The sequence below is a fragment of the Ruegeria sp. SCP11 genome (assembly GCF_040329455.1).
GTDB lineage: Bacteria > Pseudomonadota > Alphaproteobacteria > Rhodobacterales > Rhodobacteraceae > Ruegeria > Ruegeria atlantica_E.
This window is the reverse complement of the sequence record NZ_JBDZYG010000002.1, coordinates 151,982-178,644: the sequence shown is the minus strand read 5'-3', so window position 1 is coordinate 178,644 and position 26,663 is coordinate 151,982. Positions and strand designations below refer to the sequence as shown.

Annotated in this window: 24 protein-coding genes; 11 read left to right on the top strand and 13 right to left on the bottom strand. The window is 56.0% G+C overall.

What is annotated here, in order from left to right:
* Positions 1 to 13 precede the first annotated feature (13 nt).
* From ABLN94_RS03940 to ABLN94_RS03925, 4 genes are all read left to right on the top strand, one after another.
* Entirely contained in the window at positions 14 to 1,303 is a 1,290-nt protein-coding gene (locus ABLN94_RS03940) for an aspartate aminotransferase family protein (protein ID WP_352989407.1), read from the top strand.
* Complete coding sequence (locus ABLN94_RS03935; protein ID WP_352989405.1) at positions 1,300 to 2,256, top strand: phosphotransferase enzyme family protein; 957 nt, start codon at positions 1,300 to 1,302, stop codon at positions 2,254 to 2,256. The genes ABLN94_RS03940 and ABLN94_RS03935 overlap by 4 nt, the downstream gene beginning before the upstream one ends.
* Entirely contained in the window at positions 2,253 to 3,038 is a 786-nt protein-coding gene (locus tag ABLN94_RS03930; protein WP_352989402.1) for an SDR family NAD(P)-dependent oxidoreductase, read from the top strand. Before ABLN94_RS03935 ends, ABLN94_RS03930 begins: the two co-directional genes overlap by 4 nt.
* Positions 3,039 to 3,116: 78 nt before the next feature.
* The gene (locus ABLN94_RS03925; protein ID WP_352989399.1) at positions 3,117 to 3,869 is read left to right on the top strand and encodes a metallophosphoesterase family protein; all 753 of its coding nucleotides are present in this window, start codon (positions 3,117 to 3,119) and stop codon (positions 3,867 to 3,869) included.
* Positions 3,870 to 3,924: 55 nt separating this feature from the next.
* On the opposite strand, the gene ABLN94_RS03920 is transcribed toward ABLN94_RS03925, so the two are convergent.
* The 4 genes from ABLN94_RS03920 to ABLN94_RS03905 form a co-directional block, all read right to left on the bottom strand.
* Positions 3,925 to 4,701 (bottom strand): transporter, encoded by a 777-nt coding sequence (locus ABLN94_RS03920; protein ID WP_352989397.1) that lies wholly within the window; start codon positions 4,699 to 4,701, stop codon positions 3,925 to 3,927.
* Positions 4,702 to 4,834: 133 nt separating this feature from the next.
* The gene (locus ABLN94_RS03915; RefSeq protein ID WP_352989394.1) at positions 4,835 to 5,815 is read right to left on the bottom strand and encodes a CobW family GTP-binding protein; all 981 of its coding nucleotides are present in this window, start codon (positions 5,813 to 5,815) and stop codon (positions 4,835 to 4,837) included.
* A 14-nt stretch (positions 5,816 to 5,829) separates the two neighbouring features.
* Entirely contained in the window at positions 5,830 to 7,296 is a 1,467-nt protein-coding gene (gene gntH / locus ABLN94_RS03910) for a guanitoxin biosynthesis MBL fold metallo-hydrolase GntH (protein ID WP_352989391.1), read from the bottom strand.
* Between the two features lie 25 nt (positions 7,297 to 7,321).
* Positions 7,322 to 7,561 (bottom strand): hypothetical protein, encoded by a 240-nt coding sequence (locus tag ABLN94_RS03905; RefSeq protein ID WP_352989388.1) that lies wholly within the window; start codon positions 7,559 to 7,561, stop codon positions 7,322 to 7,324.
* Between the two features lie 78 nt (positions 7,562 to 7,639).
* Between ABLN94_RS03905 and ABLN94_RS03900 the strand changes: the two genes are divergently transcribed.
* Positions 7,640 to 8,974, top strand: coding sequence for a tetratricopeptide repeat protein (locus tag ABLN94_RS03900; protein WP_352989386.1), 1,335 nt, complete (start codon positions 7,640 to 7,642; stop codon positions 8,972 to 8,974).
* 274 nt (positions 8,975 to 9,248) lie between these two features.
* Here ABLN94_RS03900 and ABLN94_RS03895 read toward each other — a convergent pair whose 3' ends face one another.
* From ABLN94_RS03895 to ABLN94_RS03855, 9 genes are all read right to left on the bottom strand, one after another.
* Complete coding sequence (locus ABLN94_RS03895) at positions 9,249 to 9,737, bottom strand: SAM-dependent methyltransferase (protein ID WP_352989384.1); 489 nt, start codon at positions 9,735 to 9,737, stop codon at positions 9,249 to 9,251.
* A gap of 331 nt (positions 9,738 to 10,068) precedes the next feature.
* Positions 10,069 to 10,386 (bottom strand): bactofilin family protein, encoded by a 318-nt coding sequence (locus ABLN94_RS03890; RefSeq protein WP_352989382.1) that lies wholly within the window; start codon positions 10,384 to 10,386, stop codon positions 10,069 to 10,071.
* A 916-nt stretch (positions 10,387 to 11,302) separates the two neighbouring features.
* Positions 11,303 to 14,113: a virulence-associated E family protein gene (locus ABLN94_RS03885; RefSeq protein ID WP_352989380.1), complete on the bottom strand. Its 2,811-nt coding sequence runs from the start codon at positions 14,111 to 14,113 to the stop codon at positions 11,303 to 11,305.
* A gap of 363 nt (positions 14,114 to 14,476) precedes the next feature.
* Entirely contained in the window at positions 14,477 to 15,127 is a 651-nt protein-coding gene (locus ABLN94_RS03880; protein ID WP_352989379.1) for a hypothetical protein, read from the bottom strand.
* Positions 15,124 to 16,209 carry a tyrosine-type recombinase/integrase gene (locus ABLN94_RS03875; RefSeq protein WP_352989377.1) on the bottom strand — a complete coding sequence of 362 codons (1,086 nt, stop codon included), beginning with the start codon at positions 16,207 to 16,209 and terminating at the stop codon, positions 15,124 to 15,126. Before ABLN94_RS03875 ends, ABLN94_RS03880 begins: the two co-directional genes overlap by 4 nt.
* Before the next feature lie 275 nt (positions 16,210 to 16,484).
* On the bottom strand, positions 16,485 to 17,621 hold the full coding sequence (gene nagA, locus ABLN94_RS03870; RefSeq protein WP_352989375.1) for an N-acetylglucosamine-6-phosphate deacetylase: 1,137 nt from the start codon (positions 17,619 to 17,621) through the stop codon (positions 16,485 to 16,487).
* On the bottom strand, positions 17,618 to 18,646 hold the full coding sequence (locus ABLN94_RS03865) for an SIS domain-containing protein (protein WP_352989373.1): 1,029 nt from the start codon (positions 18,644 to 18,646) through the stop codon (positions 17,618 to 17,620). Before ABLN94_RS03865 ends, nagA begins: the two co-directional genes overlap by 4 nt.
* A 19-nt stretch (positions 18,647 to 18,665) precedes the next feature.
* The gene (locus ABLN94_RS03860; RefSeq protein ID WP_352989371.1) at positions 18,666 to 19,415 is read right to left on the bottom strand and encodes a GntR family transcriptional regulator; all 750 of its coding nucleotides are present in this window, start codon (positions 19,413 to 19,415) and stop codon (positions 18,666 to 18,668) included.
* Positions 19,402 to 20,277, bottom strand: coding sequence for a BadF/BadG/BcrA/BcrD ATPase family protein (locus ABLN94_RS03855; RefSeq protein WP_352989368.1), 876 nt, complete (start codon positions 20,275 to 20,277; stop codon positions 19,402 to 19,404). Before ABLN94_RS03855 ends, ABLN94_RS03860 begins: the two co-directional genes overlap by 14 nt.
* 159 nt (positions 20,278 to 20,436) lie before the next feature.
* Between ABLN94_RS03855 and ABLN94_RS03850 the strand changes: the two genes are divergently transcribed.
* From ABLN94_RS03850 to ABLN94_RS03825, 6 genes are all read left to right on the top strand, one after another.
* Entirely contained in the window at positions 20,437 to 21,321 is an 885-nt protein-coding gene (locus ABLN94_RS03850) for an N-acetylmuramic acid 6-phosphate etherase (RefSeq protein ID WP_352989365.1), read from the top strand.
* Between the two features lie 27 nt (positions 21,322 to 21,348).
* Positions 21,349 to 22,602, top strand: a complete 1,254-nt coding sequence (locus ABLN94_RS03845; protein ID WP_352989363.1) for an ABC transporter substrate-binding protein — start codon at positions 21,349 to 21,351, stop codon at positions 22,600 to 22,602.
* A 67-nt stretch (positions 22,603 to 22,669) separates the two neighbouring features.
* Positions 22,670 to 23,584 carry a carbohydrate ABC transporter permease gene (locus ABLN94_RS03840; protein WP_352989360.1) on the top strand — a complete coding sequence of 305 codons (915 nt, stop codon included), beginning with the start codon at positions 22,670 to 22,672 and terminating at the stop codon, positions 23,582 to 23,584.
* 10 nt (positions 23,585 to 23,594) lie between these two features.
* Positions 23,595 to 24,434, top strand: coding sequence for a carbohydrate ABC transporter permease (locus ABLN94_RS03835; protein ID WP_352989358.1), 840 nt, complete (start codon positions 23,595 to 23,597; stop codon positions 24,432 to 24,434).
* A complete protein-coding gene (locus tag ABLN94_RS03830) occupies positions 24,431 to 25,465 on the top strand; it encodes a Gfo/Idh/MocA family protein (RefSeq protein ID WP_352989355.1) in 1,035 nt (344 codons plus the stop codon). Before ABLN94_RS03835 ends, ABLN94_RS03830 begins: the two co-directional genes overlap by 4 nt.
* Entirely contained in the window at positions 25,462 to 26,454 is a 993-nt protein-coding gene (locus ABLN94_RS03825) for an ABC transporter ATP-binding protein (RefSeq protein ID WP_352989354.1), read from the top strand. The genes ABLN94_RS03830 and ABLN94_RS03825 overlap by 4 nt, the downstream gene beginning before the upstream one ends.
* Positions 26,455 to 26,663 lie beyond the last annotated feature (209 nt).

The following is a 26,663-nucleotide window of genomic DNA, read 5'->3' as shown; positions in this document are numbered from 1 at the left end:
AGGAACGACCGCGATGACACTCTCTCCCAAATCCGCAGAGCTGATTGAACGGCGCAGCAAGCTGCTGGGTCCCAATGTCTCAACCTTTTATGACGAACCCGTTCATGTCGTGAAGGGAGAGGGCGTCTGGCTGTGGGATGCCGACGGGCGCAAATATCTGGATTGCTATAACAACGTGCCGCACGTCGGGCACTGCAACCCACGCGTGGTCGATGCGATCTGCCGTCAGGCTTCGACTCTCAACACTCACACTCGTTATTTGCATGACGGTATTCTGGACTACGTCGAGAAACTGACTGGCACCATGGATGCGTCGCTGGACACCGCGATCCTGACCTGTACCGGATCCGAAGCCAACGACATCGCCCTGCGCATGGCTGAAGGCATGACCGGCAAACGCGGCATCATCGCCACTGATGCGACCTATCACGGCAACACCTCGCTGGTCAGCCAATTGAGCAAGTCGAACGTGCCGACCGTGGGCTATGGGCTGGGTCAGTATTTCCGCTTTGTCGAAGCGCCCGACAGCTATCGCAACCCTGACCCGGACGGCACCAAATTCGCCGATGCCGTGGCCGAGCAAATTGCGGAACATGAGAAATCCGGCATCGGCTTTGCCGCGTTGGTAGTCTGCCCGTATTTCCTGAACGAAGGTTTCCCGGACAATCCTGACGGCTGGCTGAAACCGGCGGCAGACGTAGTGCACAAGGCCGGGGGTCTGCTGATCTGCGACGAGGTTCAATCGGGCTTTGGCCGCACCGGCACCCACATGTGGGCACACCAGAAGATGGGCGTTGTGCCCGACGTGATGACTCTGGGTAAACCGATGGCCAATGGCCATCCAGTGGGGGCCGTGGTGACACGATCCGAAATTCTGGTGACCTTCCGCAAAGGCTACCGCTATTTCAACACTTTCGGCGGCAACCCGGTTTCCTGCGCGGCAGCTATGGCGGTACTGGAAGAGATTGAGGAAAAACAACTTCTGGCAAACGCCAAAACCGTGGGCGACCACGCTCGCACTCGGATGCAGGCATTGCAGCAGAAGTACGACTTCATTGGTGATGTGCGTGGGTCGGGCCTGATCTTCGGGGCCGAAATGGTACTGGACCGAGAAAGCAAGGAACCGGCCAGTGAATTCACCGATCGGGTGATCAACGAAATGCGCCAGCGTGGCATCATCCACTCCAAGCTGGGGCGTCACAAGAACACGCTGAAAATCCGCCCGCCGATGCCATTCTCGAAAGAAAATGCCGATCTGCTATTCGACACGTTGGACGAAGTATTGGCGGAAACATCGCTATGACCGTGGCGGAAACAACTGAAAAGGCGCTGTCGCTCTGGGGATTCGAGGGGGCATCCTGCCAACTGATCGCGGAGCGCGAAAACCGGGTTTTCCGGGTTGATCATCAGGGCAAGGCCTTTGCCCTCCGCCTGCATCGTCTGGGTTATCGCACCGATGCCGAGCTGTGGTCGGAACTGGAATGGATGGGTGCCCTGGCGAAAGGCGGGCTGCATGTCCCTGCCCCGATCGCTTCGGCTTCGGGCAAGTTCCTGCACGTGGTGGACGGGATTCAGATCGACATTCTGTCATGGCTGTCCGGTGCTCCGGTCGGCAAGACCGGGGAGTTTCTGGAAATCGCTGACCGCGCCGGACTGTTCCGTGGCATCGGGCGCGAGATGGCACGGATGCATGTGCTGACCGACGCCTGGACGCCTCCCGAGGGTTTTACCCGCTGCGCCTGGGATCGTGCGGGGCTTGTCGGTGAGATCCCCGTCTGGGATCGTTTCTGGGACAACCCGACCCTTTCCGACGAAGACCGGGCCCTGTTCCTGAAAGTTCGTGAGGTTGCGGATCAGGAATTGCTTCGGCTCGAATCCGAACTGGATTACGGCCTGATCCACGCCGATCTTGTCCGTGAAAACGTTATGTTTGACGGCGACAAACTACAACTGATCGACTTCGACGACAGCGGCTTCGGGTTCCGGCTGTTCGATCTCGCAACGACCCTTCTCAAAAATCTTGATGAGCCTGACTACCCCGAATTGCGCGCCGCTTTGATCGAGGGGTACAAATCAGTGCGCGACATTGACACCGCAGCGCTTGACCTGTTCGTGCTGCTCAGATCCGCTACTTACGTGGGTTGGATCATCACCCGCATGGAAGAAGACGGATCAGAAATCCGCAACGAGAGGTTCACACGCAATACCCGTAAACTGGCATTGGCCTATCTGGCTAGACAGGAAGATCCATCATGAAACGCTTCGACGGAAAAACCGCCATCATCACTGGTGCCGGAACGGGCATCGGCGCCGCAACCGCCTGCCGTATTGCCAAAGAAGGCGGCAGTGTCATATTGACTGGGCGTCGAGCCGAGCCGATCGAGGCGGTAGCCGCCCGCTGTGGTGGCATTGCAATTGCTGGTGATGCCACTTCATCCGATCACATGGACCATCTTGTCACTATTGCATGTGAGAAATTCGGTGGGTTGGACGTGATGATCTGCAATGCTGGGGGCTTCGGGTTCGGCACATTGTCGGATATAACAGATGAAGATTGGGCCAAGGCCGTACAAGCCAACCTGAACACGGCTATGGTGGCCTCGCGATCCGTAATGCCAGCGCTGATCAAGCGGCGTGGGAATCTGCTCATGATGGCATCGATTGCCGCATTGGCGGCAGGCCCCGAGGCGTGTGGTTACGTCACGATGAAACATGGGTTGCTAGGACTGACCCGGTCGATTGCCAGAGATTTTGGCCAACAGGGTGTTCGCTGTAACGCGATTTGCCCGGGTTGGGTACGCACCGAAATGGCCGACGCTGAAATGGAAGAGCTGGTGGAGCGCAAGAACCTGGCTTCGGTCGAAGAGGCCTATGCACTTGTCACACGCGATGTGCCTTTGGGCCGTCCCGCTACAGGCGATGAAGTCGCCTCCGCCGTGGCGTTCCTATGCTCTGACGATGCTTCCATGATCACTGGCGCAACCCTGACCGTAGACGGTGGCGCCACCATTGTCGACGTACCGACGCTGGCATTCTAATGGTTAAGATTACATGAGAACTCAAAACACAGAAGTTAAGCCAAAGTCAGCTACGCCCCAAGCAAGAAGCGAAGCGCCATGATTGCACCGATTTATGCAATTGGTGACATACACGGACAACTTGGTCAGCTAGAAATCGCACTCTCCCGAATTGAAAAGGATGGGGGCGACAATGCCCAGATTGTTTTCCTTGGAGACTATATTGATCGAGGCGCCCAAAGCCGCGAGGTGATTGACCTTCTAATTGAAGGTCTTGCCAACGGCCGAAACTGGGTTTGCCTGTTAGGTAATCACGACCGTATGTTCTCTATGTTCATGGAGGAGTACCCCCGCCATGACTCCCAGTTTCTGATTGGATATCATTGGCTGCACCAACGAATTGGCGGCATTGAAACGCTTCGGTCTTATGGGGTCGAGGTGACCGAAGGTGATCGACTTTTTCAAGTCCACAAACGTGCTCGTGCCGCCATTCCCTCCAACCATATCGAGTTCCTGCGCAATCGCCCCTATTTTCACCAAGTGGGCGAATTGCTTTTTGTACACGCGGGCATCAGACCTGGGTTGGGAATGGAAAGTCAAAGCAAGGATGACCTGATCTGGATTCGAGGCGAGTTCCTGAACGATTCACGGACGCACCCGTGGTTGGTGGTACATGGTCACACGCCCGCCCAAACAGCTGAACACAAGGGTAACCGTGTAAACCTAGATTCAGGTGCCGGCGAAGGACGCGATATAACAGCCGCAGTATTCGAAGGTAGAACCTGTTGGAAACTGACGGATCAAGGCCGGGCTCCGCTGAAACCTGCAATACTACCAGAGCAAACGACTTAGTCTTGTTGAAGTTTTTTAGCCTAAACGATCAAAATAAGACCATCGAACAATGTCGTTAGTCTCTTGGCAGTACAATCTGAGCCTGCAGACGAACACGCAAGCCGTCCGGTCCAGTATTTGGGGATTGTGCCCAATACCCTGCTCCGATTTGCCAGTTAATGGGAATTCCTCTGATAGGAACCAGTTTGGCGATATTGGCGTTGACCGGTATCGACCATTCTTCGGCAATCCAATCGTAGGTGCTTTCAGACGTAACACTGAACGTCCAGGCGGAAGGAGTCGAATAGGAGACAAATGGCTGAACGAATGTGGCGCTTGTTGGCGTTGTGGGTGTCCCGGTAAGATTCCAGATATGGTTGGCGAGTGCTCCGTAGGTCCAGGGGCCATTTGTCCGCAGGGCTATGCCGGTGATACCAGCGGCCCACGTCTCAGTTGATACGTCAGAATAAGTTGGGAAGCGAATAACCGGGCCTGCACCCCATGTCAGGCCGCCTTCGGTTGTTTTTGAGTACCACGCTGAAAACAACACGTCCCCAAACCCTTGCTGCGAAGTGCCCGGCACAACGTCATCCTGCCACACATAAGGGACAATAGTTCGGGTGACGATGTTGGCGCCGTTGTCCATTTTGAAAGGAATGACTGGCTGGAAGTTGAACGTAGTCCTCGCCCCCTGATCCGTCACACCAATCTTGTCGTCAAAGTTTAACTGAAACGGTACAGACACGATTGCAGCAATAGGATTGGCAAGTTGCTGTGCGAGATCGGCATCTTGAGCGTTTGCTGAAGTTGCGGCCAGCCCAGCGGCAGCGAACGCGGACATTTTCATGTGCATCTCGAAATTAGGTTACGGATCAGCTCGCGCGTGAGTGTGACCCATGCGCGAACCGCTTTTTCACAACAGAAGAATTCAGACGACTAATACTTCGAGAACACACCATATCGACTTGCATGAATCCGGCACGCAATCAGACGGGCTCGAGAAACACATCCTCCAGCATACCTTCTGAAACCGCTCCAGGTGCTCCGATTGCAACCAGACAGGTTTCGGGCTTGCGGTTACCCCACGGCTCCTCTCGTGCAATGTCGATGCGTTTGCCAACGACTTGCACTACTACCCGATGGTCCGGATCCTCTTCGGATAGCACAAATCCTTTCACCCGGTAGACCTCGCCAGGCAAACGCTTGATCGCGTCGCGCAGTCCGGACAATGAGACGGGTCGTTCGGAGTGCAAGAAGGTCGTCGTAAACTGGGCAGAATGGTCCTGCCCCGGGCAACCACAGCCGGGACCATGTTCGTGATGATCCGGTACGTCGGCATCCAACTGCTCGGCGGCAAAACGCCCCACCGATAGAAGGATGTCGAGCGATACTTCAGCGTTAACGGCTTCCACAAGTCGGTAGCGACGAAATCTTGATCCGAGCCAGTCGTGAACCTTCTGAACAGTAGTACGGTCAACCAAATCAACCTTGTTGAGGATGACCATGTCAGAGAAGGCGATCTGGCGTAGTTTCAGCTCCATCTGTTCGGGCGCAGCGAATACTTGTTCAGCATCCACAAGGCACATGATACTGTCCAAACGGATCATGTCCCGGAAACGTTGATCCGTGAACGTCATCGCGATTGACGATGGATCCGACACTCCACTTGCCTCAAGCACGATGTATTCCGGTTTCTCCGGCCGCGCGAGAACGGCCTCTACCGTTTCGATCAGATCATCGCGGATCGAGCAGCAAACGCAGCCATTTGCCAAACTCATCACATCATCTTCGAGACCGACGACCAAGTCGGCGTCTACGTTTATTGATCCAAAGTCATTCACCAGAACCGCAACCCGCAACCCGTGGTTGCCTGTCAGGATGCGGTTCAAAAGTGTTGTCTTACCGGCTCCGAGAAAGCCGGTAAGGATCGTTACAGGGATTGCAGAAGTCGAACCAAACTCAATCATTGTTCGATCTCCTCTCAGTCTTCATCACGCGAGCCGATTACATCCGAAACTTTAATGGTGAAGTTCTGCGGCCAGTCTCCGCCGGGCGCTCGGAAAACGTCAGTTGGGTAGTATTCGCGTGGATCGATCTCCATATCTCGATACTTCTGATCTTGCTGATCCGCTCGGGTAAGCCTTGGGTTCGGCAAAGTAACTTCCTCTGGAAGCTCAATGCGCCCGGCCTCTGCTGCCGCAGCCAGTTCGCGGAATGGCGGAACTGTGCCAGATTTTCCGGGCAATGCGGCTTTCCGATACCAGATCGCATCCTTAGTCACGTTAACAACGGCAACATCGAGACCCCATTGGAAAAGACCGTCGTAATGGGCGCGAATACCCGCCAACATTTCAGCGTCGATGTCTTCGTCTTGCGTATAGTGGGTTACCATTCCCAAACGCGGCTTTGTGTCAGCAAAGAGCTTACCCACAGCGTAGTGGGAGGTATGATGCGTATCGATTGTGTAGTTGAACAATTCCTGTGGGATACCGTATTTATAGGTCATCAGCTGACCTATATCCTGCCCGGACATTTCGGTTACAAAGACATCAACGCCTTCGCCGTATTTCCGTGAAAGCTCATCCGGGCGACCATCGCCTGTCCATACAAAGCTCAGACCATTCCAATCGAGCCGATACCCGACTGCACCGTCCTTGGCGTGGCTGCGCGGCCAGGACCGAACAGTCACACCGTCTTGGTCATAAACGATGCCGCCTTCTTGGCTGAAATCAAACTCGTTGACTTCGATCTCGTAGCCGTCCCCAATCGGGAACACATCGAAGGCCTCCAGATGCCATTTGAGCATCTGTTGCATGCCTTTAACCATTCCGGCTGTTCCAAGCTCGGGTGTCCGACCGGACGGGCCGTGAATACGAAGTGGAGTGTACCCTCCCGACCAGGCCCGGAACGGGTAGATGTATGGGATGTCGGCGTAGTGATCGACATGCAGGTGAGAGATGAAGATGTCGTTGATCAGCTGCCCCGGCACCTGCATGGCGATGATGTTGCGGACACAACCGGATCCAAAGTCGAAGAAGAACCGTTTTCCATTTCCCAACTCTACCATGATACAAGTACCCGCCTGATCTTCGCGCGGCGGATAGGGTGTAGAACCACAGAATGAGATGCGCATCTCATCTGGACCCAACTCCTCGCTAAGCGGGAAATAATTCGCGTTAGAACCCGTCATGTATTTCGTCGGACGGAAGTACTCCGGCAAAGATATGCCGCCTGCGGGTCGACCACCGTATGGGTTCTTGAGTGTTTCTCCCAGTGGGCCGTCTCCTTCGTGGGCCTCGGCACTTCCTGCCGCAAACCCAGCTGCCCCTGTCGCAGCCGCTCCAGTGGCCAAGCCCTTTAGAACACTCCGCCGCGACGGGTCTTTAATTTTATCTGCCTCCTGGCCCTGTTTGTTTTCCAGGTCATTCCCATTATCGTCTTTGGTCATGGATAAGTCCTCTGTTGGAATTGTCTCATTGGCTTCGCTTCACCATCCGGCGAAGCTCCTTGATGAGTTCGGATTTGATGTGGGTCCATTCCGCGCGCTCTGAGGCGGCAATCGATGCGTCTTCCGAGAACGCAGATGCTTTCTTCAGGTCTTCGATGACCTCGCGGAATAACGCATCCGTTTCGATACGCCCCGACAGCACATCGGAAAGCTCTGGAATTTCCTCAATCAGGTCCACCGTCACTGGATAAATTCCGATTCCCACTATCTATTCTCAAATCAAGATGAGTGCGGTTGACTGCCAAGGACAAGTGAGTCACCGTGAGTTGGGGGTGAGTTGACATTGAATAGATCCAACGATTTGCCAATAAATCAACATGTTGGACAGCCTTCTCCGGAGCTCGTTCGGGAAGCTCTTAGCCAAGTTGTATCAAGCGACGGGTTTCAGGCTTCACCCCGACTCAGGCAATTTCTAACCTATATCGTCGAGGAAACTCTATCGGGTCGAAGCAATCAGATCCGAGGCAAAGCTATCGCTGTTGAGGTCTATGAGCGCCGCGTTGATGGGACTGGCGGTCAAAACCTAGTTCGCGTTGAGGCCAGGCGACTGCGTCGTCTGCTACATCAGTTCTACGAAGATCAATGGGACGGCGAAGGTGTTCGCATTTTTGTTGATCCCGGTGGCTACAAGCCGCGGTTTTCTTACGAAGCAAAAATTGAAGACCCCACATCAAGTGAACTGAAGAGCGACAATCCAGTTGGCCGTTGGCGTTTACGGCAACTGCTGCCAGCTGGACTGGGTGTTATTGCAGTAGCCGTTGTTTTTGGTGTCTGGTTGAGCCAGGAACACAGGAAGGTTTTGCCAACAACTCAAAGCATCGAGCAAGCTGAACGTGCAGCACTTGGTGAGCAATCGTTGACAAGACTTCAGGCGGCTAACCTCGCGGATCAAGCCCGAGGCATGTTTTTTCCAGTTTTTGATGTCAAACGCCAGCAAATAGCACTGGGAATGTTCCAGCACGCGATGGAGCTCGACCCGGCTCTGTCTGACGGCTATGCCGGATCAGCCCAGGTCCTGGCGATTCTGGCGGTGTTGTCGCCGGATGAAGCACAAAGGGATGATCTCTTCAATCAAGCCTCAGAAATGTCTGGAAAGGCGCTTGAGTTGTCCCCAGCCGATGCGTGGGCAAACAGCGCAAATGGTTGGGTGCTGGCTGCCAAAGACCAGCCAAACGAGGCATTGAAATACGCAAGAATGTCCGTCGAACTTGCGCCGAAGGATGGCCATATTCTGGACCTTGCAGGCATCACTGCCATCATGGCCAATGCCCCGGCACTCGCCGCCGAGGTTAGCAATCCGGAGAGACCCAGATCAGGATCTGGCCGCTTTGGCGCAAGAAACATCTGGGGCGTGTCGCAACTTATGCTCGGCAACTACGAAGATGTCATAGACGCCTTTCAGGGCGCACCAGCCGCGGGTGCGCCTGTCAGCGCTCCTTCCCTATTATTCCAAGCTGTTGCACAGGATCTGTTGGGAAACTCGGAACAGGCACAACGTCTCGTTAACGAAATGCGCAAGACTTGGCCCGAGTTTCCGTCTGAGTTTCTCGCCGAAAGGATTTTTCAAAACGACGGCGCAACTCGCAATGCAGTTTTCGAAACATTGAAAAAGTATTGACAAATCCAGCCGCGCGCAACTCATCGAAAAGGGATGTTTTGCACGGCTCCATTCACTTAACGCGCAATAGTTTGCCTTTTTTTGTTCGTTTCATTTGTTGATGCACAAAATTACCATTTTATCCGATAAGTATCTGTTTTCACGTGCGATAGAGACAGTTTCGACCTTCCTGCAAAGGCAGCAACGATTAAAAGAGATGGCGTCCGGCGTAACCCAATCAATCTCGGACAGGCGCACGCCCGCGCTCATCTACTTCGCCCAAATACCAGGTGGATCACGCCGTTGGCGGCACATCGATTCCGGCAATCCAAGGCTTGATATCCACTAGTGGTGTGTGATCGAAGGCATCCGTCGCGTCGATACCGATTGTCCCGGCTACATGATCGATTGAGGTGATTATCACTGCTGCCATTGCTATCGGATTTGGCCGCGCCGGAGAACGCAATGCAAACACGCCGCGTGGATCGGGTGAGTGCCGGGGGGCTTGAATGATCAGATCACGACGGCCCTGATCCATCCAGTAGAGCACCCAGATCGGCTGCCCGACATCCAACCCCAGAAGTCCCGTCGCATAGCCGGGTGCCAGCTCGATCCGGGCATTCCCGCCCCCGGCTTCTCGTGCCTGTGTCATATTGCGTGGGCTGTTTTCCCGGGGCCAGTCCGAACGGATATGCCCGATAAAGGCCACGGCGGCGTTAGTTTGTTCCGCAGGATCGAAACCCAGACGAATTTCCCCTTCCCGTACTTCTCCGCCCGCTGACATGGCACGACCCTTTAGATTTCGTTTATTTACCATCCGACTTAAGCCCTGTGCATTCGCTAAGTCGACCCCTTCGAGCGATGTGCGACGCTACACACTGAGGTCAAAGCACTACCAGCCAGGGGCGCGATATGCAGGCGAGCCGTCACCCAAATGAACTTCAACATACTCATTGAGCCGGACCGCGAATGCACCACGCGGAGAGCGTAACAATTCTGGTTAACTTGAAATTTCGCCGTGAAAAGATCCGGTGTTTTTGCCGGACAAATCGTCTTCTGAACCGCCTGGCATCGGCCCCGTCAAGGTCAAACTTTACAAGTACTTTTCAATATGCCTAGGACTTACCGGTGATCTTGACCGTTCCCTCAATCTTAGCACCGCTCTCAGTACTCATCGAATGGGCGGATACATCTGCCTTCACGCGAGCAGTCGAAGCCAATTTCAAATCGTCACATTGCAACTGACCACAATGTCCACCTTCGACAGCTACTGACTTTGCCGACAAGGTGCCATTAGTTGACCCGCCCTCCTGCACAATGATGGATTGGGCCGTGAGATCCCCGATCACCGTTCCTTTTATTTCGACACTCCCTTCGGTTGAACTGATGTCACCATTGATGGTCAGGTCTTCTTGGATAATTGAGCTTGCCACGCCTAAATCCCTTCCGTGATTTTCAATGCAACTTAGACCGCGAAAATCGGCTTGAACACCGCGATGAGCGGACACACGCTCAGCGGAAAAAGCCAGGGGCGGCTGCAGTGTAGTTATGCCGTGATGAGGGGTTTTCAGGGGCGGGGTCGCTCGGGTCCCTCTGGCCTCCGTTGCGCTGTCAGGGGGTGCGCTGAGCCCCGGTTCCTCAGAGTTTTTGGGGAATGTCAGCAACACAGATCTATTTCCCCCGTGGTGGTGAGAGCCCTCACAAACGAAGTCCCACTGAGAGAGGTATAAGTCACCCACAGCAGCTGTTACGGGGGGTTACGGGGGTGTTACGAGGGGGTGTAACAGTAAAATCCATTTAGAATCATAGAGCTAAGAGCTACTGTTACGCTATTACGGGGGTAAGGGGGTCTTGGAGCTGTCAAACCCGACAAGAACAAATCGGGGGCCATTCGGCACGTTTTCCTAAAAACTGGTCTGGGCCGCGCCCGCGAAACCGGAATCCGGGGCAATAGGGAGGCTGCCCCCCGTAACAGCAGAATACCCCTGTTAAGTGTATGTTTTTTCATAGCGAATGGAGATGCAGGGGGGTGTAACATCCCCGTAACACCCCGTAACACTAAATTCCCCCCCCGTAGAGGGGGGCTTCACTGACACTGGGGATTTCCCCCACAGAGCTATTCTAGGGGGAACTTGGTTTTTCGGACGAGGGCTCTCTGGGCGGCACCGACAGGGTCCTCACAACTCCCGGCGATGCTTCTGCAGGCTTCCCGGTAACGTTTTAGTTGGGCCTCACGGAGAGTATCTTCGTCCACAAAGAGCCCCCTGAAAATGTCATCGAACATCCGGTGGATCGCTCTCGTACGTGTTTTGGCTTCCGCGTATATCATGGTTTTGCCGCCGGGATGGATCATATCAGATCATCCATACTACCTGCTCCATGCCTCTGGGTGTGCTCCGCATCGTCCGCGAAGACGTAGCCACGTTTCTTGTCAGCATCTGGTGCTTCCGGAAAAATTATCCAGCGCTTCTGCACCCCGGCTATGCGGCAGTTCCAGCGAATCCAGCCATCGACTTCCAGTGAGGCCAAGACCTTGTTCCACGCGGTCTGCTGCGTCGGGTTGGTAAACGCACCGTCCCGGAGACCCAAAGCCCCCACTGCGGCTTGGTGCTGGTTGAAAGCGACCCGGGTCACCATCTGGTCGAAGTCGTCGTCCAACTCGTTTATGTCGACACCCATGCTCGCCATGAGCGTGCCCTTGCGGACGGGCGTGTGAAACCAGTCGAGAATGTCGTCTTTCCAGTTTTCCCACATCTCCCGCTGCCGCGCGCCTTCCTGAAGCTCGCGGGCTCGATCCAGTGCCGCCCTGGTCAGGGTCAATGGCATGTCCCCGGTTCGGTAGCGGGCGCGTAGCTGGTCATGGTCGTAGACGGCCTGACGCCAAAGATCCTCCCGTTCCCGCAGGACAGCGGCGAAGTCGATTTGCTCCGCCAAGCATTTCACTACCCAATAGGAACGGTTGCCGGTGGGGTCACGAAGATAGATGTTGTCGTTTGTCGTTCCCCATGTGACGAACTGCCGGGGCAGCTCCGCAACGTTGCGGCCGTAGGCCATCCGGACGTCGTCGTGCTGGCGTCGCATGAACGCCTTGGCGTGGTTGTAGTCCGCCTTGTGGAGCGACCCCAGTTCGGGAAGCTCCAAGCACCACTTGCCGGATGTTTGCTCTGCTGTAGCCTGCCGGTCGGCCAGATCTGCGTCTAGTTCGCCAAAATAGTCTTCGCCGTAGATCAGTTTGATGAAGGTCGATTTACCGATGCCCGTCAGACCTTCGAGGATCAGGGCATAGTCAAACTTGCAGCCCGGAGTGGTCACCCGGGCGATGGAAGCGATCAGCATGGTCCGAAGCACTTGTGTCGTGTATTCGCTGCGCTCAGCGCCGACGTGGCGCGGCAGAAAATCCGGGATCGGGTCTTTGTCGGGTGGCCCCATCTCCCGCCAGTGCCGTATCTGGTCGAGGATCGGGTGGAAAGTGTTGTTACGGGCGGCCATGATGATGCCGCCTTGCAGATCCCGGTCCGACACCTTTAGACCGTAGCCCATGTTTTTGTCGCCGGGGGGCATCTCCAAGATCGAGCGGATCACCACGTCATTGAAGTCGGTCCAGCGGTCCCCTTTCTTCTTGTCCCGGCACGTCAGGTTCGGAATGCGGGGGTTCTTGGTCTTGATGTCGTGGAGCAGGGTGGTCTGGTTGGAAAAGGCGTTATGGGCGACCTTGCGAAACAGTCTGGGATCATTGGTGATGATTGTCGCTATATTTGGCAACGTGGCCTTGATCGCCCCGTCTTGTGTCAGTTCCAGCTGAGAGGCGACCCAGCTCTTCGGCGGCTTCACGGCCCGAAGCCGTTCGTAGGGGGTGGGTCCATCTTCCATGACACTGGACATGGGCACGCCCAGAAGATCCTCCAGCTCGGCCTGTTCCGTTGAAGTCGTCAGATTGTCGACGTTCCCGGTCAGGTCGTCCTCATCACTGTCGTCGCCGTGGCTGTGGCCGTTAACCCAGCTAAGGTCATCGTCGACATCAAGCGCCATCAGGTCTGGCGAGAAACGCTCTTCGGCCAACTGCTGGACATAGGCCGGGTAATCCTTGGCGAATTCGGTCATCTTCTTCCACGATTCTTGCTTGCCCATTGGCAGGTTCTCATCGTCGCGGGCCGCATCAAACAGGTGGTAGCGACAAAGGTCCCAGCTGTTGAGCGTCCTGTCGGTCGCCGGGTCTGAGCCGTGGTGGCTGTAGATCAGATCGCCATCCTCGTAGACCACGACCCCGTTGGTGCTGTGGCCGGGGACATAGCTGAAACGAGTCGGCAACCCGTCCTGCCCCCAATCAGAGACTTCGTAGACGTGGCCGAGGATCGGTTCTTCACCGTCCTTACCCATCACAAGATCAATGCAGTTGTAGGCTCGGCACCACGCCCCGACTGGGCCTTTTTTTGTCTGTGGCCGTTCGACGCGCTCAGAGACGTCCCGAAGCTCTTTCTCCCCCTTGAACCGGGGCAGCTTCGTGATGTCATCGCTGTTCAGTCCTGTCTCTTTTTCCCAATCATGGACCAATTTCATCCAGTCCAATGGTTCACCCGGTTGCTCGTAGTGCCGGTAGTGCTTTTGCATGTCGCGGCTGACGGATGGCCGGTACATGAGCTGATTGGCCCGGGCCGACACTTTATCGGTCATGCTCAGGTCGTCATCGTATTGCAGAGCGGCCATCCGGCAGGCGCGCGGGTAGTGGTCTGCGTCGATCTCCGAGTCTGCCAGAATGAACAACCGCCAGCGCGGTTTTTCGGGGGTGTGACTCCGCGTTGTATGCGCGAATAAGGCGGTGCCCGGAAGAATTTTACCCGTCAGAAGATCCTCGGAAAATTGCGGTGTCGCAGTGTCGATATCAAGGGTGATCATGTCCCCCGGCAATATACTGTCGCCTGCGCGCTTGCCCCTTTTGGTATGGCACCGGAGCACCCAGCCAGGCATCCGTTTCAGCTTACCCTGCTCGTCGTCGGAGGCCGCCTTGTAGTCCGCGAATGACTCGCGGGTGACTGTGGGAACTGCAAACAAAGCCGACAGGGTTCTGAAGCTGATTGTTTTGTTTTCGGCGTTTCCGAGATGAACTCCGTTCCCCTCGGCGTAACGTACCTGTTTCGCAGGTAATTTGATTTCTGCACCCATCTATACGGAACCGGTTCACTAGCTACGAACCAAAGGTTTCGACAAGATTTTGCTCAATCCAATGATCGAGATCGCATTTGCGATAAATAATGCAACCAGACAACCTAACAAATTTGGGACCATTGCAGCGATTTGAGCGCATGCGGAGTTTCGCCAATGTCGATTCTGAAATTCCGGTATAGAGCGCTGCTTGTTGTGGGCGCATATTCGAGGGAACGCTGGCCCGGTTTGCAAATTGCTCTGGCTGACTTCCGGTGAGTTGCTTTGACATCATTCAATCTCTTGGTGATTCCGAGGGATGTCTAGTGATTTCACAATTTTCAGAGCTAACGTTCGGAGAATTGGCTGGTATTTCTCCAAACGTTAAACCCAATCATATCCTTTTTCATCGTCTAGAAGCGTACGGATTACAGTCTTTTCAATCTCGATCGCTTCGTCGCGCTTGCTTGTGTCCGCCCAAATTTCTTGAATCTGTGATTGCTGCAGGTTCGGCATTGCCGTCTGCCGGATAGCCCTTTCCATGATCTCCGAGAGGATTGGATTTCGAGAGCGCACACCTCTTTGGATCTTGTTCTCCGTTACCGGCAACTCGGAGCGCATTCTTAATTCGCACAGCACACAGTACACGATGAAATTGCGGCCCCAAGTGGCTTCACTGCGCGGGCCGGAGTTTCGCTTTGGAGGCGTGAAGTCTCCCGTTAGATATCCGGAAACTAGTTTGGCCAGGAGAGAGGGTGTGGTGACGCCCGCATCTAGCCGTGAGGCAACGACGAACTTTGCAAGCTCGAATACGACCGCCTGCTCGGCCGCCCGCTCGGTCAATCTCTGACACATTACGGTCGGGAGCATTACATAAGCAGGCTCGCTACCCGACCATCGCAAACTGCACTCATGCCAAGTTTTCGTCCACTCGCGTCCATGCTCCAATGTTCCATTGCTGACGTGGCGATTGATCTCTCCGACGGCCACGCGCTCCAAATGCTCCAGCTGCTTTTGACTTAAACTACCGCTCACGTTTCTAGCCACCCTGCTCGGCGTTTAAGCTCTTCGCACACCGTTTCCACTGCTGGTCGCAGCGCATCCAATGACGGTTTGGTGTAACGTTGCCCGGTAATCGACACAGGCGTGTGGTTGAGCAACCGACCAACGATCTCTTCAAGAACACCGGCCTCCATTGCTACAGTAGCAAAGGTCCGGCGATGGGCATGACTGGACCATTGCATTCTTTCAGGTCCCTTAAGGTGTCCAGTGGGAGATTTAGGCGATGGGAACACCCATGTTCGGCTGAGGCCCCTTACCGGGGCCAGGATTTCATGATGGTGTTGCGTGATAGGGAAGTCGAAACTACGACCGTTTTTGGTCATCGGAAGGTGGATGTGATCTTCCCGCACGTTCTTCCACTCAAGTGTTAAGGCTTCGGTTTTTCGCAAACCAGTGGACAAAATAAGCTCATAGAACACCCGGTGGATCGGGTTGTTGAGCCCATCAACGGTGCGCCGCCAGGCTTTAAGATCTTCTATGATCGATCCGTTCGGTTTTTCGTCATACCACTCAATCGCCAATGTGGGGCTTTCCGGCAAGTCATAGACCCGCCGGGCGTGGTTCCACACCGTTCGAAAATACTTGAGAGTGTGATTGGCAGACGACGGCGTCGCCGCCATGGATCTGTGGCGATCGACCACCATCCCTTTCGTGATCTCGTCCAACGGCAAGCGAAGCCAGTCCTTCAGGTGGTTGTCGAACTGCTGCCGCAAACCGGACCGATGCGCCTCCGACCGCAACCTGGGCCTGGCCAGATAGGACTCCGTTGCAACTTCCAGCGTCGGCGCCCCAATCTGGATCTTCTTGCCAGCGCCCCTGCCCCATTCCAGCGCAAGACCCAATGCTGTTTGCCGAGCAGCATCAGCAGAGATCGTAGGATACCGGCCAATCAGAATCCGCCGCGTTTGGCCCCCAACGTCTTTCTGAAAGTACCAAGTCTTTGAGCGCTTCCCGACGAAAAGCACCAACCCTTTTATTTCGCTGTCCCAATGCTTGACTGTTCCGTCTTTTGTCTGCGGCGTTTTACGCGCGAAGGTCTCTGTAAGCTTTGGCATTTTGTCGGCTTTTTGTCGGTATCAGAAGGAAAATCCTGACAACTACAGGAACACGGATGAACTATTAAAGTCAATAAAATGAACACTATGGAATGAAAATGAAAGGTCCGGAAAACTAGATCTCTAGCTTGGAAGGCTGAGGTAATAGCCAGTATACGACGCCCGCTCAGCGCAGGTCGGTTTAAGCGATGCGTCTGGTGCCGTCAAGCGCCCTTCGGCAGAGGAAATCAATTTCTGTGCAAACTCATTGGTGGGCGTGGCAAACGCTTAGCCTCTCAGTTTAATTCGGAAAGCCACGCGCATGAATCCAGCGCTGCTGAAATCCGGATCATCAAAGAATACGGCAGAGGCTGTGCACTCGTTTGCCCAATCAGTGACGCTGGATAGGTTGTCGCGGCAGCCAAAGCATCCTGCAGCGGCACGCCCACCTGAGAAACCAGAGTGTGAATCGCAGTGGTCAGGTCCAGATCAGCACCGGCTAACGTTCCATCATCCAGCGTTAACCGCCTTTCCGTCCGCGTGATACGGCGGCCCTCCAGCTCGAACACGGTCTGATCTGTACCTGCAACTGCCATGGCGTCGCTGACCAGGAAAATCTGTCCCGGCGCAGTTTTCGCAGCCCATGCCGCGCGCATCACTTCGGGGTGGACATGGATGCCATCGGCAATCAGGCCGGCGGACAGGCCGCCATTTGCTAGAGCCGCCCCGACCAAACCGGGCTCGCGACTTCCCATCTGGCTCATGGCATTGAACAGATGCGTAACACAGCGCGCACCTGCCGCAGCATAACTCTGACACGTGGCGAAATCCGCATCACTATGACCCAGCGACACAAGGATGCCCGCATTAAACAATGCCTGCACCTGCTGCACAGAGACGGATTCGGGCGCAAGAGTCACCATAAGGCATGGTAGTTCATCTGCCGCTGCGATCAGCGCCTTCAAATCACCGTCTTCCATCGGTCGGATAAGTGCACCATCATGCGCCCCTTTTCGCGCTATCGACAGATGCGGCCCTTCTAGGTGCAACCCCGCCACGCCTGGCACACTTTGTCGCACCGCTTGTATCGCGGCGTTGATGGCGGCCCCAGTTTTCTCAGGCGTGTCCGTGATCAGAGTCGGCAGCAGAGACACTACCCCTAACCGGCGATGCGCTGCCGCCATTCGGCGGATTGTGCTCACCGAGGGGTCGTCGTTGAACATGATTCCGTCGCCGCCATTCACTTGCAGGTCAACGTAGCCAGGGCACAGGATATCTCCGTTCAGGTCGATGACCTCTCCTTCGTTTCTCGCCGTCTCTTCGGGCAAAAGCGCCGCCAGCGATCCATCGCGAAAGATTATGGCCACACCGAAATGCAGGCGCCCACCGTCAAACAGGGCGCCATTGCGAAATGTCACTGAACCTGACGTCATACTGTCTCTGTCACCTTTCTCAGATGCCGCGGCGCGTCCGGGTCGATCCCACGGGCACGCGCCACAGCTTCGACCATACTGTAGAAGGAAGTGATGGTGGCAATAGGGTCGGTCAGCCAATGATCCGTACGCGTGACGGGCAGGTAGCGCGCAAAGCTTACCTTGTCGGTCGTGGCGAACACCGTCGCTCCCTTACCTGCCAGTGCGTCAGCAGCCTCGGCTGTGGCTTGCTCCGCTGCATCCTTTGCTGCGAAAACAATAGTCGGGAACCCTTCATCTATGATTGAGACCGGGCCATGTAGCACCTCAGCCGCAGAATAGCTTTCGGCATGGATCTGGCAGGTTTCTTTGATCTTCAACGCCGCCTCATTGGACATCGCGTAAGACGGCCCACGGCCCAGAGTAAACAAAGACCGCCCCGTGATCATCCCGGCTGCCGCCGACCAGTCACATCGCGCTGCCTCCTCAAGATGGCAAGGCAAAGAGCGGATTGCACCGATCAACGCCTCATCCCCTTTCACCTCTGCCAGTAACCACAAACCGGCCACCAATGAGGTCACAAAGGTCTTGGTTGCGGCCACGCTCAGTTCCGGGCCCGCATGCAGAGGTAAAATCGCATCCGTCACCTCGGCCAGTCGCGACTCCGGGTTGTTGGTGATCGCAACAGTCACCCCGCCTGACGCTTTTAGTGATCGGGTCATGCCAACAATGTCCGGGCTTTGGCCTGACTGCGACACGGACAGACACAGCGCTCCTTCGGCCCGCAGTTCCGCGCCATAGATCGAGCTGACCGAAGGCCCGACCGAGGCGACGGGCAGACCCAGCAGCAACTCGCTGGCGTATTTCAAATAGGTGCAGGCATGATCGGATGACCCCCGAGCCACCGTAATCAAAAACCGGGGATTGGCCGCTTTCATCCGCTTTACCGCGTCCTGAATATTGGTCGCGCCCTCGTTGAGCAGCCTCTCAACGGCGACGGGGATTTCCAGGATCTCCTGTCGCATCTTCGAACTGTGCTCTGACATCAATCTCTGGCCTTTCCGGTTATAACCGCAATTCGGCGACAAAGTCATAGGCATCGCCGCGATATAGGGATCGGGTCAATTCCGCGACCCGCCCGTTTTTCAAGAACGAAATACGTTCGATGTTTAGCCCGGCAGCGCCCTCGGGCACTTCCAGTAGTTCAGCCTCGGGCGCAGCAAGGTTGAGCGCTGATATCTTTTGCACTGCGCGTACCGGTCGTCGCCCGAACGCTTCCAGCACCTCATACAAAGAGGTCGTTACCTCAATTGGATTGGGCAGGATATCCAACGGTAGCGCTGCTCGTTCCAGCGCCAGCGGGCGGCCGTCGGCCTCGCGCAAGCGGTAGATACGGGAAATCTGTTCTCCGTTTTTTAGGCTCAGCGCCTCGATCTCTTCCACGGTTGGCATGAACACGCCACGCTCCAGCCATTTTGAGGTGGTCTTCATGCCACGACTGGACATGTCCTCGGTAAAGGACGTCAGGTGCGTCAACGATTGTTCGACCCGCGGTAGGCGTTCGCGAATGAACGAACCCGATCCCTGGCGCTGTTCGATCACGCCTTCCTGAACCAACTCCTGTATCGCCTTACGCACAGTGACGCGGGACAGGTCCGTAATTTCGACCAGTTCTCGTTCTGATGGCAGCGATGTATTTGGAGCTAAAACACCGGTGTCGATCCCCTCTTGAAGCCGACGCCTCAATTGAACGTAGCGCGGGCCCTTGTCCGAGCTGAGCCACAAATCCGAGCGCAAGAATTCAGTGATGCTCATGACTGACCTCCTTCGCCAATGCTAGTGCCCCGGTTAGTGGTTCACCCAGCGGCGGACGGACGGCAGATCGCATGTCATCAGGCAGAAAGGTCGCATACTGCCCGGCAATCCCCCCAGTCAGGCAGATCGTACGCCCTGGTTGCCAACCAAGTCGGCTTGCGGTCCCAGCGATGTAACTCGCCCCAGCCTGCAAAATTTGCACAGCAACGCGGTCACCTTGCTTGGCAGCAGACGTCACAGCTGGCGCGAGCGCACCGAACTGCGCGGGGGACGCGCTTTGGGCAAAGCGTACTATGCCTGCCGAGCCGTCCAGATCAGTCAACAGCTTTTGCGTCAGCCCGGTCTCGACCTGAGTACCATCATAGGCGCAAAGGGTCTCGGACAGGGCGCGGCGACCGACCCATTGGGCCGAAGCCTCATCCCCCAGAACCGAACCCCAGCCTCCGGCAAACCGCATCGCGCCATCTGACTGCATCGCAAGAAACGAGCCGGTTCCACAATGTGCGATCAGACCATCCTGCGCACCCAGCGCCCCGCGCACCGCAGCGGGCCGATCATCTTCAACCCGTGCGCGCGTCAGGCCCAGCGCATCGCGCAAATGCTCCGCGGTCTCAGAATCAGTAACGCCCGCAAGGCCGACAAATGCTGGCCAGCCAAGCATATCCTCGACCCGAATTGAAACCTGCCGCGACAAGGCATCTAAACCAGCCTGTATCTGGATCAACGCACCATCAAAATCGGTAGAAACATTGGCCGCCCCTGTCTCGACACACCGGACGGCGCCACCGATCTCGCAAGCAACGCGGCATCGCGTCCCCCCGCCATCCACGGCCAATACAGTGCTATCCCGAGATTCGATCATGACAATACCATTATAATACCTTTCACCATTAGAAAAGCCTGATATGAGAAAAACAGGTAGTAAACTACGCCAAAACTGAACCAAAGTATCAGTTGGAAATATATTATGGACAAGTGGTATTAGATAGGTATTGTATGAGAGTCACACGGGAGGATTCTCTTGACGCTGCCACCAACCGAACAACTGCACCCCGATGCAGCGCTGTTGACCCGAGGCGATTTGATCTCCTCGGCGCGCGCCCTTGCAGAAGGCCAAATAGCCGCTGCAGAAACTGTCCGCGGCGCGCTTGGAAACATAGCTCAGGGTGCCATGGCCATGGCCACCACGATCCGCGAGAACGGGGTTTTGCACTACGTGGCGGCCGGCTCCTCGGGATTGATGGCGGCGGCTGACGCGCAAGAGCTGGGTGGCACTTTTTCGATCCCCCCTACCCGCCTGCGCATTCATATGGCTGGTGGCCTGCCAACCGGAGTCGAGATGCCGGGAGCTGCTGAAGATACCACTGATGGAATACAGAATGCCTTGGACGAGGTTAAGGCTTCGGACACGGTCATCGCTGTGTCAGCCAGCGGCTCAACGCCCTATACACTAACGGCAATGAAAATCTCCAAAGCTCGCGGTGCGACCGTTGTTGGTATCGCGAACAACGCGGGCAGCCCTCTGTTAGAGGAAGCAGACATTCCTATCCTGCTGGCAACCCCGCCCGAGTTGATCTCGGGTTCGACCCGCATGGGCGCTGGTACAGCACAGAAGATTGCACTGAACATGCTGTCGTCACTGATGGCGACAGAGCTGGGCCATGTGCATGGCGGCATGATGGTGAACCTGCGCGCCGACAATGACAAGCTGCGGAGCCGCGCGACCGCCATCGTCGCGCGGATCGCCGACGTTGACGCGAATACAGCGAAGCACGCGCTGGACACCGCGAATGGAGACGTAAAACCCGCCATCCTGATCGCCGCGCGGGGCCTTTCGCTGGAGGAAGCAGGCACCCGCCTGAAGGCAACCGATGGGATTTTGAACGCCGCACTTGGACAAGATTGACCACGACAAACCAAACGGGAGAGAGAAATGAAAAGTAGAAGCCTGAAACTGGTCTTACTCGGCACGACCCTTATGGCCACATCCGCCTATGCCGAGGACGTGACCCTGACCATCGAAAGCTGGCGCAATGACGACCTGACACTGTGGCAGGACCAAATCATCCCGGCATTCGAGGCCAAGCACCCTGGTATTAAGGTTGAATTTACGCCGTCCGCGCCAGCGGAGTACAACGCGGTATTGAACTCCAAATTGGACGCGGGTTCGGCTGGTGATCTGATAACGTGCCGCCCGTTCGATGCGTCTTTGGCGCTGTACGAAGCAGGTCACCTGACCGACTTGTCCGGCGTCGAGGCGATGAGCAATTTTTCAGACGTTGCGAAGTCAGCCTGGCAAACGGATGACGGCTCGGCCTCGTTCTGCGTCCCGATGGCTTCAGTGATTCACGGCTTTATCTACAACAAGGACGCATTTTCAGAACTGGGCATCGAAGTTCCCACCACCGAGGAAGAATTCTTTGCCGCATTAGACAAGATTCAGGAAGACGGCACCTACATCCCAATGGCGATGGGCACCAATGACCAGTGGGAAGCCGCGACGATGGGCTACAACAATATCGGCCCCAACTACTGGAAAGGTGAGGAAGGCCGTCAGGCCCTGATCGCAGGCGAGCAGAAGCTGACCGACGAAGCGTGGACCGCGCCTTACGCAACGCTTGCCCGCTGGGCTGAATATCTGGGCGACGGGTACGAGGCACAAACTTATCCGGACAGCCAGAACATCTTCACTCTTGGTCGCGCAGCGATCTACCCTGCGGGATCGTGGGAGATTTCGGGTTTCAATGCGCAGGCTGATTTCGAGATGGGAGCCTTCAAGCCACCGGTTCGAAACGCGGGTGACACCTGCTATATCTCTGACCACACGGATATCGGTATCGGCATGAATGCCGCGACCGAACACCCAGAGGCCGCCGAAACCTTCCTGGCCTGGGTGGCAAGTCCCGAGTTCGCTGAGATCTTCGGCAATGCGCTGCCCGGTTTTTTCCCATTGTCCAGTACTCCGGTCGAATTACAAGACCCTCTGGCCAAAGAAATCGTCGGCTGGCGTGAGGAATGCGAGTCGACCATCCGCTCGACCTACCAAATCCTGTCGCGCGGCACACCCAACCTTGAGAATGAGACTTGGGGAGCGTCGGTCGCCGCGATCAAAGGCGCAAAGTCACCGGAGGATCTGGGGGCCGAACTTCAGGAAGGTCTGTCCAGCTGGTACGCGCCGCATCAGTAAGCTGTGACACTTACCCGGGCAGCGTTGGTTGCCCGGGTACATCCGACACCCCATTGAAAGCTCCCTCATGACCCGCCCCCGCTTCCGCTGGCATATCGTCGTGTTTCTGGCACCCGCCGTGCTTGTCTACACCGCAGTGATGATCTTTCCGCTGTTCAACACGCTGCGTTTGGCGCTTTACACCGAGATCGATCAGAACCGCGTCTTCGTCGGGTTGCAGAACTTCCAGACACTGTTTTTCGATCCGATCTGGTCCGAGCAATTCTGGAACGCATTGGGCAACAATTTCTGGTTCTTCCTGATCCACATGCTGGTTCAGAACCCGATCGGCATCGCTCTGGCCGCGCTGCTCAGCCATCCGCGCCTGCGATTTGCGGCGCTCTATCGCTCGGCCATCTTCATTCCGACAATTCTGAGCTTTGTGATTGTCGGCTTTGCCTGGAAACTGATCCTGTCTCCGATTTGGGGCATTGCGCCATCCATGCTGGACGCCGTCGGTTTGAAATTCCTGTTCGCCCCGTGGCTGGGAAAAGAGGAATACGCCCTGACCACGCTGGCACTGATCTCGGTCTGGCAATTCGTCGGCATCCCGATGATGCTGATCTATGCCGCCCTTCTGACCATACCCGAAGAAATACTTGAAGCCGGAGAGATCGACGGCATCACCGGAACCTCGGCCTTCTGGAAGATCAAGCTGCCGCTGATCCTGCCTTCGATCGGGATCATCTCAATCTTGACTTTCGTGGGCAATTTCAATGCGTTCGACCTGATTTACGCGGCTCAGGGCGCGCTAGCGGGGCCAGATTTCTCAACCGATATTCTGGGCACCTTCATGTATCGCACCTTCTTTGGGTTCCAGTTGCAACTGGGCGACCCGCATATGGGGTCCGCGATTGCGGGGGCCATGTTCGCAATCATCCTCGTGGGCGTCTGCATCTACCTGTTCGGCATCCAGACCCGGATGCGCCGGTATCAACTGTGAGGGCGCAGATATGAACAAAGCACGTCAGAACCCTTTTAACACGGCGGCGATGCACGGCGCGTTGATCCTCTATACGCTGATCGCCCTGTTCCCGGTCTTTGTGATCCTGATTAATAGCTTCAAGACCCGCCGCGCGATTTTCCGTGAACCTCTTGCCTTTCCGAATACGGATAGTTTCTCGCTGATTGGCTATGAGACGGTGATGAAGCAGGGGGATTTCTTCCTCTATTTCCAGAACTCGATGATTGTCACCGTGGCGTCGTTGTTCTTCATCCTGCTGTTCGGAGCCATGGCGGCATTCGCGCTGTCTGAATACCAGTTCAAAGGCAACTTGCTGATGGGCCTGTATCTGGCTCTGGGGATCATGATCCCGATCCGTATCGGCACAGTCGCGATCCTTGAGATGATGGTTGCAACCGGGCTAGTGAACACGCTCTGGGCACTGATCCTTGTCTACACGGCGCAAGGCTTGCCCTTGGCGGTGTTCATCCTGTCCGAGTTCATGCGGCAGGTCAGCGATGACCTAAAAAACGCGGGCAGGATCGACGGGTTGTCTGAATACACCATTTTCTTCCGGCTGGTGCTGCCGCTGGTCCGACCCGCGATGGCAACCGTGGCCGTATTCAACATGATCCCGATCTGGAATGACCTCTGGTTCCCGCTGATCCTCGCACCTGCCGAGGAAACCAAGACGCTCACACTGGGCAGTCAGGTTTTTATCGGTCAGTTCGTCACCGACTGGAACGCGGTTCTGTCGGCACTGTCGATGGCCATCCTGCCGGTGTTGATCCTCTACGTTATCTTCTCGCGCCAGCTAATCCGCGGCATCACGTCAGGAGCTGTCAAATGACCCGTGTTCTGATTGCAGGCCTTGGCAATATGGGGTTAAGCCATGCGCTGGCCCATCACACTCACCCAGATGCACAGATCGTCGGGCTGGTGAACCGATCCGGTCGCGTGGAACATCCTGAGCTTGCTGGCTATCCAGCTTACGCCGATTTCGAGACTGCTCTGGCCGAGACACGGCCCGAACTTGTCGTGATCGCCACCTATTCAGACAGTCACGCGGACTACACCTGCTCTGCGATGGAAGCTGGTGCGCATGTCTTCGTTGAAAAGCCGCTTGCGACCAACTTGGCCGACGCGCGGCGGGTGGTCGAAACCGCTACGCGACTGAACCGCAAGCTGGTCGTGGGTTATATCCTGCGCCACCACCCCTCATGGATGCGCCTGATAGCCGAGGCGCGCAACTTAGGCGGACCCTATGTGTTCCGCCTGAACCTGAACCAGCAATCCTCAGGCGCGGAGTGGGAGACGCACAAGGCATTGATGCAGACCACCTCTCCTATCGTGGATTGCGGCGTGCATTATGTGGATGTGATGTGCCAGATCACTGACGCGCAGCCTGTCCGCGTGAATGGCATGGGCCTGCGCCTGTCGGATGAGATCGCAAAAGACATGTATAATTACGGGCAGTTTCAGGTGATATTCGATGATGGCTCGGTTGGCTGGTATGAGGCCGGCTGGGGCCCGATGATGTCCGAAACCGCTTTCTTCGTGAAAGATATAGTGTCGCCTAACGGCTCGGTCTCAATCACAGACGGGAACAAGGGTGCATCGGCCGATATCGACGGTCATACCAAGGTGGGCGGACTGCTGGTGCATACGCCGGACCGCGACCGCATCGTCGAAATGCCCGATGAGCCCGGCCATCAGGAGCTCTGCGACGCCGAACAGGCCTACATGTTGCGCGCGATCGCCGAAGACATCGATCTGACGCGCCACATGAACGACGCCGTTCAATCCCTCGCCATCTGTCTGGCCGCCGATGAAAGCATCCGCACCGGCCAGCCCGTTTCGCTGAAGGAGCCTGCGAAATGACCGCCCTTACCCTGACCAATGTGAACAAGTCCTTTGGAAATGTGCATGTCCTGAAAGACATCTCGCTTGAGGTCGATGAAGGTGAATTCGTCGTCTTCGTCGGCCCCTCGGGCTGCGGTAAGTCCACTCTGCTGCGCGTGATCGCGGGGTTGGAGGATGCGTCCTCGGGCGAGATCAATATCGGGGGGCAGCAAGTTAATCTTGTACCTCCTTCCAAGCGCGGGATCGCGATGGTGTTTCAGAGCTATGCACTCTATCCGCACCTCAGCGTACGCGGGAATATGACACTGGCGCTGAAACAGGAAAAGCAGCCCAAGGCAGTGATCGAGGAACGTGTGGCCAATGCCAGCCGGATGCTGAACCTTGAGGATTATCTGGACCGCTACCCGTCCGAACTGTCGGGCGGTCAGCGACAGCGCGTCGCCATCGGGCGGGCCATCGTGCGCGAACCCAAACTATTCCTGTTTGATGAGCCGCTTTCAAACCTCGACGCCGCGCTACGTATGAACACTAGGATCGAGATCGCCAACTTGCACCGGGCGCTGGATGCCTCAATGATCTACGTCACCCACGACCAGACCGAGGCAATGACGTTGGCCGACAAGATCGTTGTTTTGCGCGATGGGCGGGTGGAACAAATCGGCAGCCCGATGGAGCTTTATAACAACCCGGCCAACCAGTTCGTCGCGGGTTTTCTTGGGTCTCCGTCGATGAATTTCCTGCCCGAAGGTTTGCTGGGCGAGGGCCCGAACACAATAGGTATACGCCCCGAGGACCTGTTCCTGTCAGACGACGGCCCTCTGTCTGCCCATGTTAGTCATGTGGAAAAACTGGGAGGAGATACCAACGTGATCGCCAAAATCCACGGCCACGCCGTCACCGCCCGGCTGTTTGGACAGCACTCTATCTCCGAAGGTCAGGAACTGAGATTCGCCTATGCCGAGGACAAGGCCTACCGCTTTGACACGGACGGTCAGCGCCTGCGTTGAGCCGTCGATACTCTTTTGACGTTCACACCTGCGTGACCAAAACCAGATGCGCCTCAGCGTGCTTACACATCTTGCCTATTATCTAAGCAACTCGCGCTGCAGTAGAAATAGAATGCTGTTGAGGGAAAGGCTCTCATAGGCAAATATCCTCTTAAATTCGAACCGTAGAACAACCTTCATGAGGCTGTTACCAACCTGTCACAAAGACT

Coding starts and splice junctions, on each gene's coding strand:
- ABLN94_RS03940 (WP_352989407.1), top strand. CDS start 14: ATGACACTCTCTCCCAAATCCGCAGAGCTGATTGAACGGCGCAGCAAG.
- ABLN94_RS03935 (WP_352989405.1), top strand. CDS start 1,300: ATGACCGTGGCGGAAACAACTGAAAAGGCGCTGTCGCTCTGGGGATTC.
- ABLN94_RS03930 (WP_352989402.1), top strand. CDS start 2,253: ATGAAACGCTTCGACGGAAAAACCGCCATCATCACTGGTGCCGGAACG.
- ABLN94_RS03925 (WP_352989399.1), top strand. CDS start 3,117: ATGATTGCACCGATTTATGCAATTGGTGACATACACGGACAACTTGGT.
- ABLN94_RS03920 (WP_352989397.1), bottom strand. CDS start 4,701: ATGCACATGAAAATGTCCGCGTTCGCTGCCGCTGGGCTGGCCGCAACT.
- ABLN94_RS03915 (WP_352989394.1), bottom strand. CDS start 5,815: ATGATTGAGTTTGGTTCGACTTCTGCAATCCCTGTAACGATCCTTACC.
- gntH (WP_352989391.1), bottom strand. CDS start 7,296: ATGACCAAAGACGATAATGGGAATGACCTGGAAAACAAACAGGGCCAG.
- ABLN94_RS03895 (WP_352989384.1), bottom strand. CDS start 9,737: ATGTCAGCGGGCGGAGAAGTACGGGAAGGGGAAATTCGTCTGGGTTTC.
- ABLN94_RS03885 (WP_352989380.1), bottom strand. CDS start 14,113: ATGGGTGCAGAAATCAAATTACCTGCGAAACAGGTACGTTACGCCGAG.
- ABLN94_RS03875 (WP_352989377.1), bottom strand. CDS start 16,209: ATGCCAAAGCTTACAGAGACCTTCGCGCGTAAAACGCCGCAGACAAAA.
- nagA (WP_352989375.1), bottom strand. CDS start 17,621: ATGACGTCAGGTTCAGTGACATTTCGCAATGGCGCCCTGTTTGACGGT.
- ABLN94_RS03865 (WP_352989373.1), bottom strand. CDS start 18,646: ATGTCAGAGCACAGTTCGAAGATGCGACAGGAGATCCTGGAAATCCCC.
- ABLN94_RS03860 (WP_352989371.1), bottom strand. CDS start 19,415: ATGAGCATCACTGAATTCTTGCGCTCGGATTTGTGGCTCAGCTCGGAC.
- ABLN94_RS03855 (WP_352989368.1), bottom strand. CDS start 20,277: ATGATCGAATCTCGGGATAGCACTGTATTGGCCGTGGATGGCGGGGGG.
- ABLN94_RS03845 (WP_352989363.1), top strand. CDS start 21,349: ATGAAAAGTAGAAGCCTGAAACTGGTCTTACTCGGCACGACCCTTATG.
- ABLN94_RS03840 (WP_352989360.1), top strand. CDS start 22,670: ATGACCCGCCCCCGCTTCCGCTGGCATATCGTCGTGTTTCTGGCACCC.
- ABLN94_RS03835 (WP_352989358.1), top strand. CDS start 23,595: ATGAACAAAGCACGTCAGAACCCTTTTAACACGGCGGCGATGCACGGC.
- ABLN94_RS03830 (WP_352989355.1), top strand. CDS start 24,431: ATGACCCGTGTTCTGATTGCAGGCCTTGGCAATATGGGGTTAAGCCAT.
- ABLN94_RS03825 (WP_352989354.1), top strand. CDS start 25,462: ATGACCGCCCTTACCCTGACCAATGTGAACAAGTCCTTTGGAAATGTG.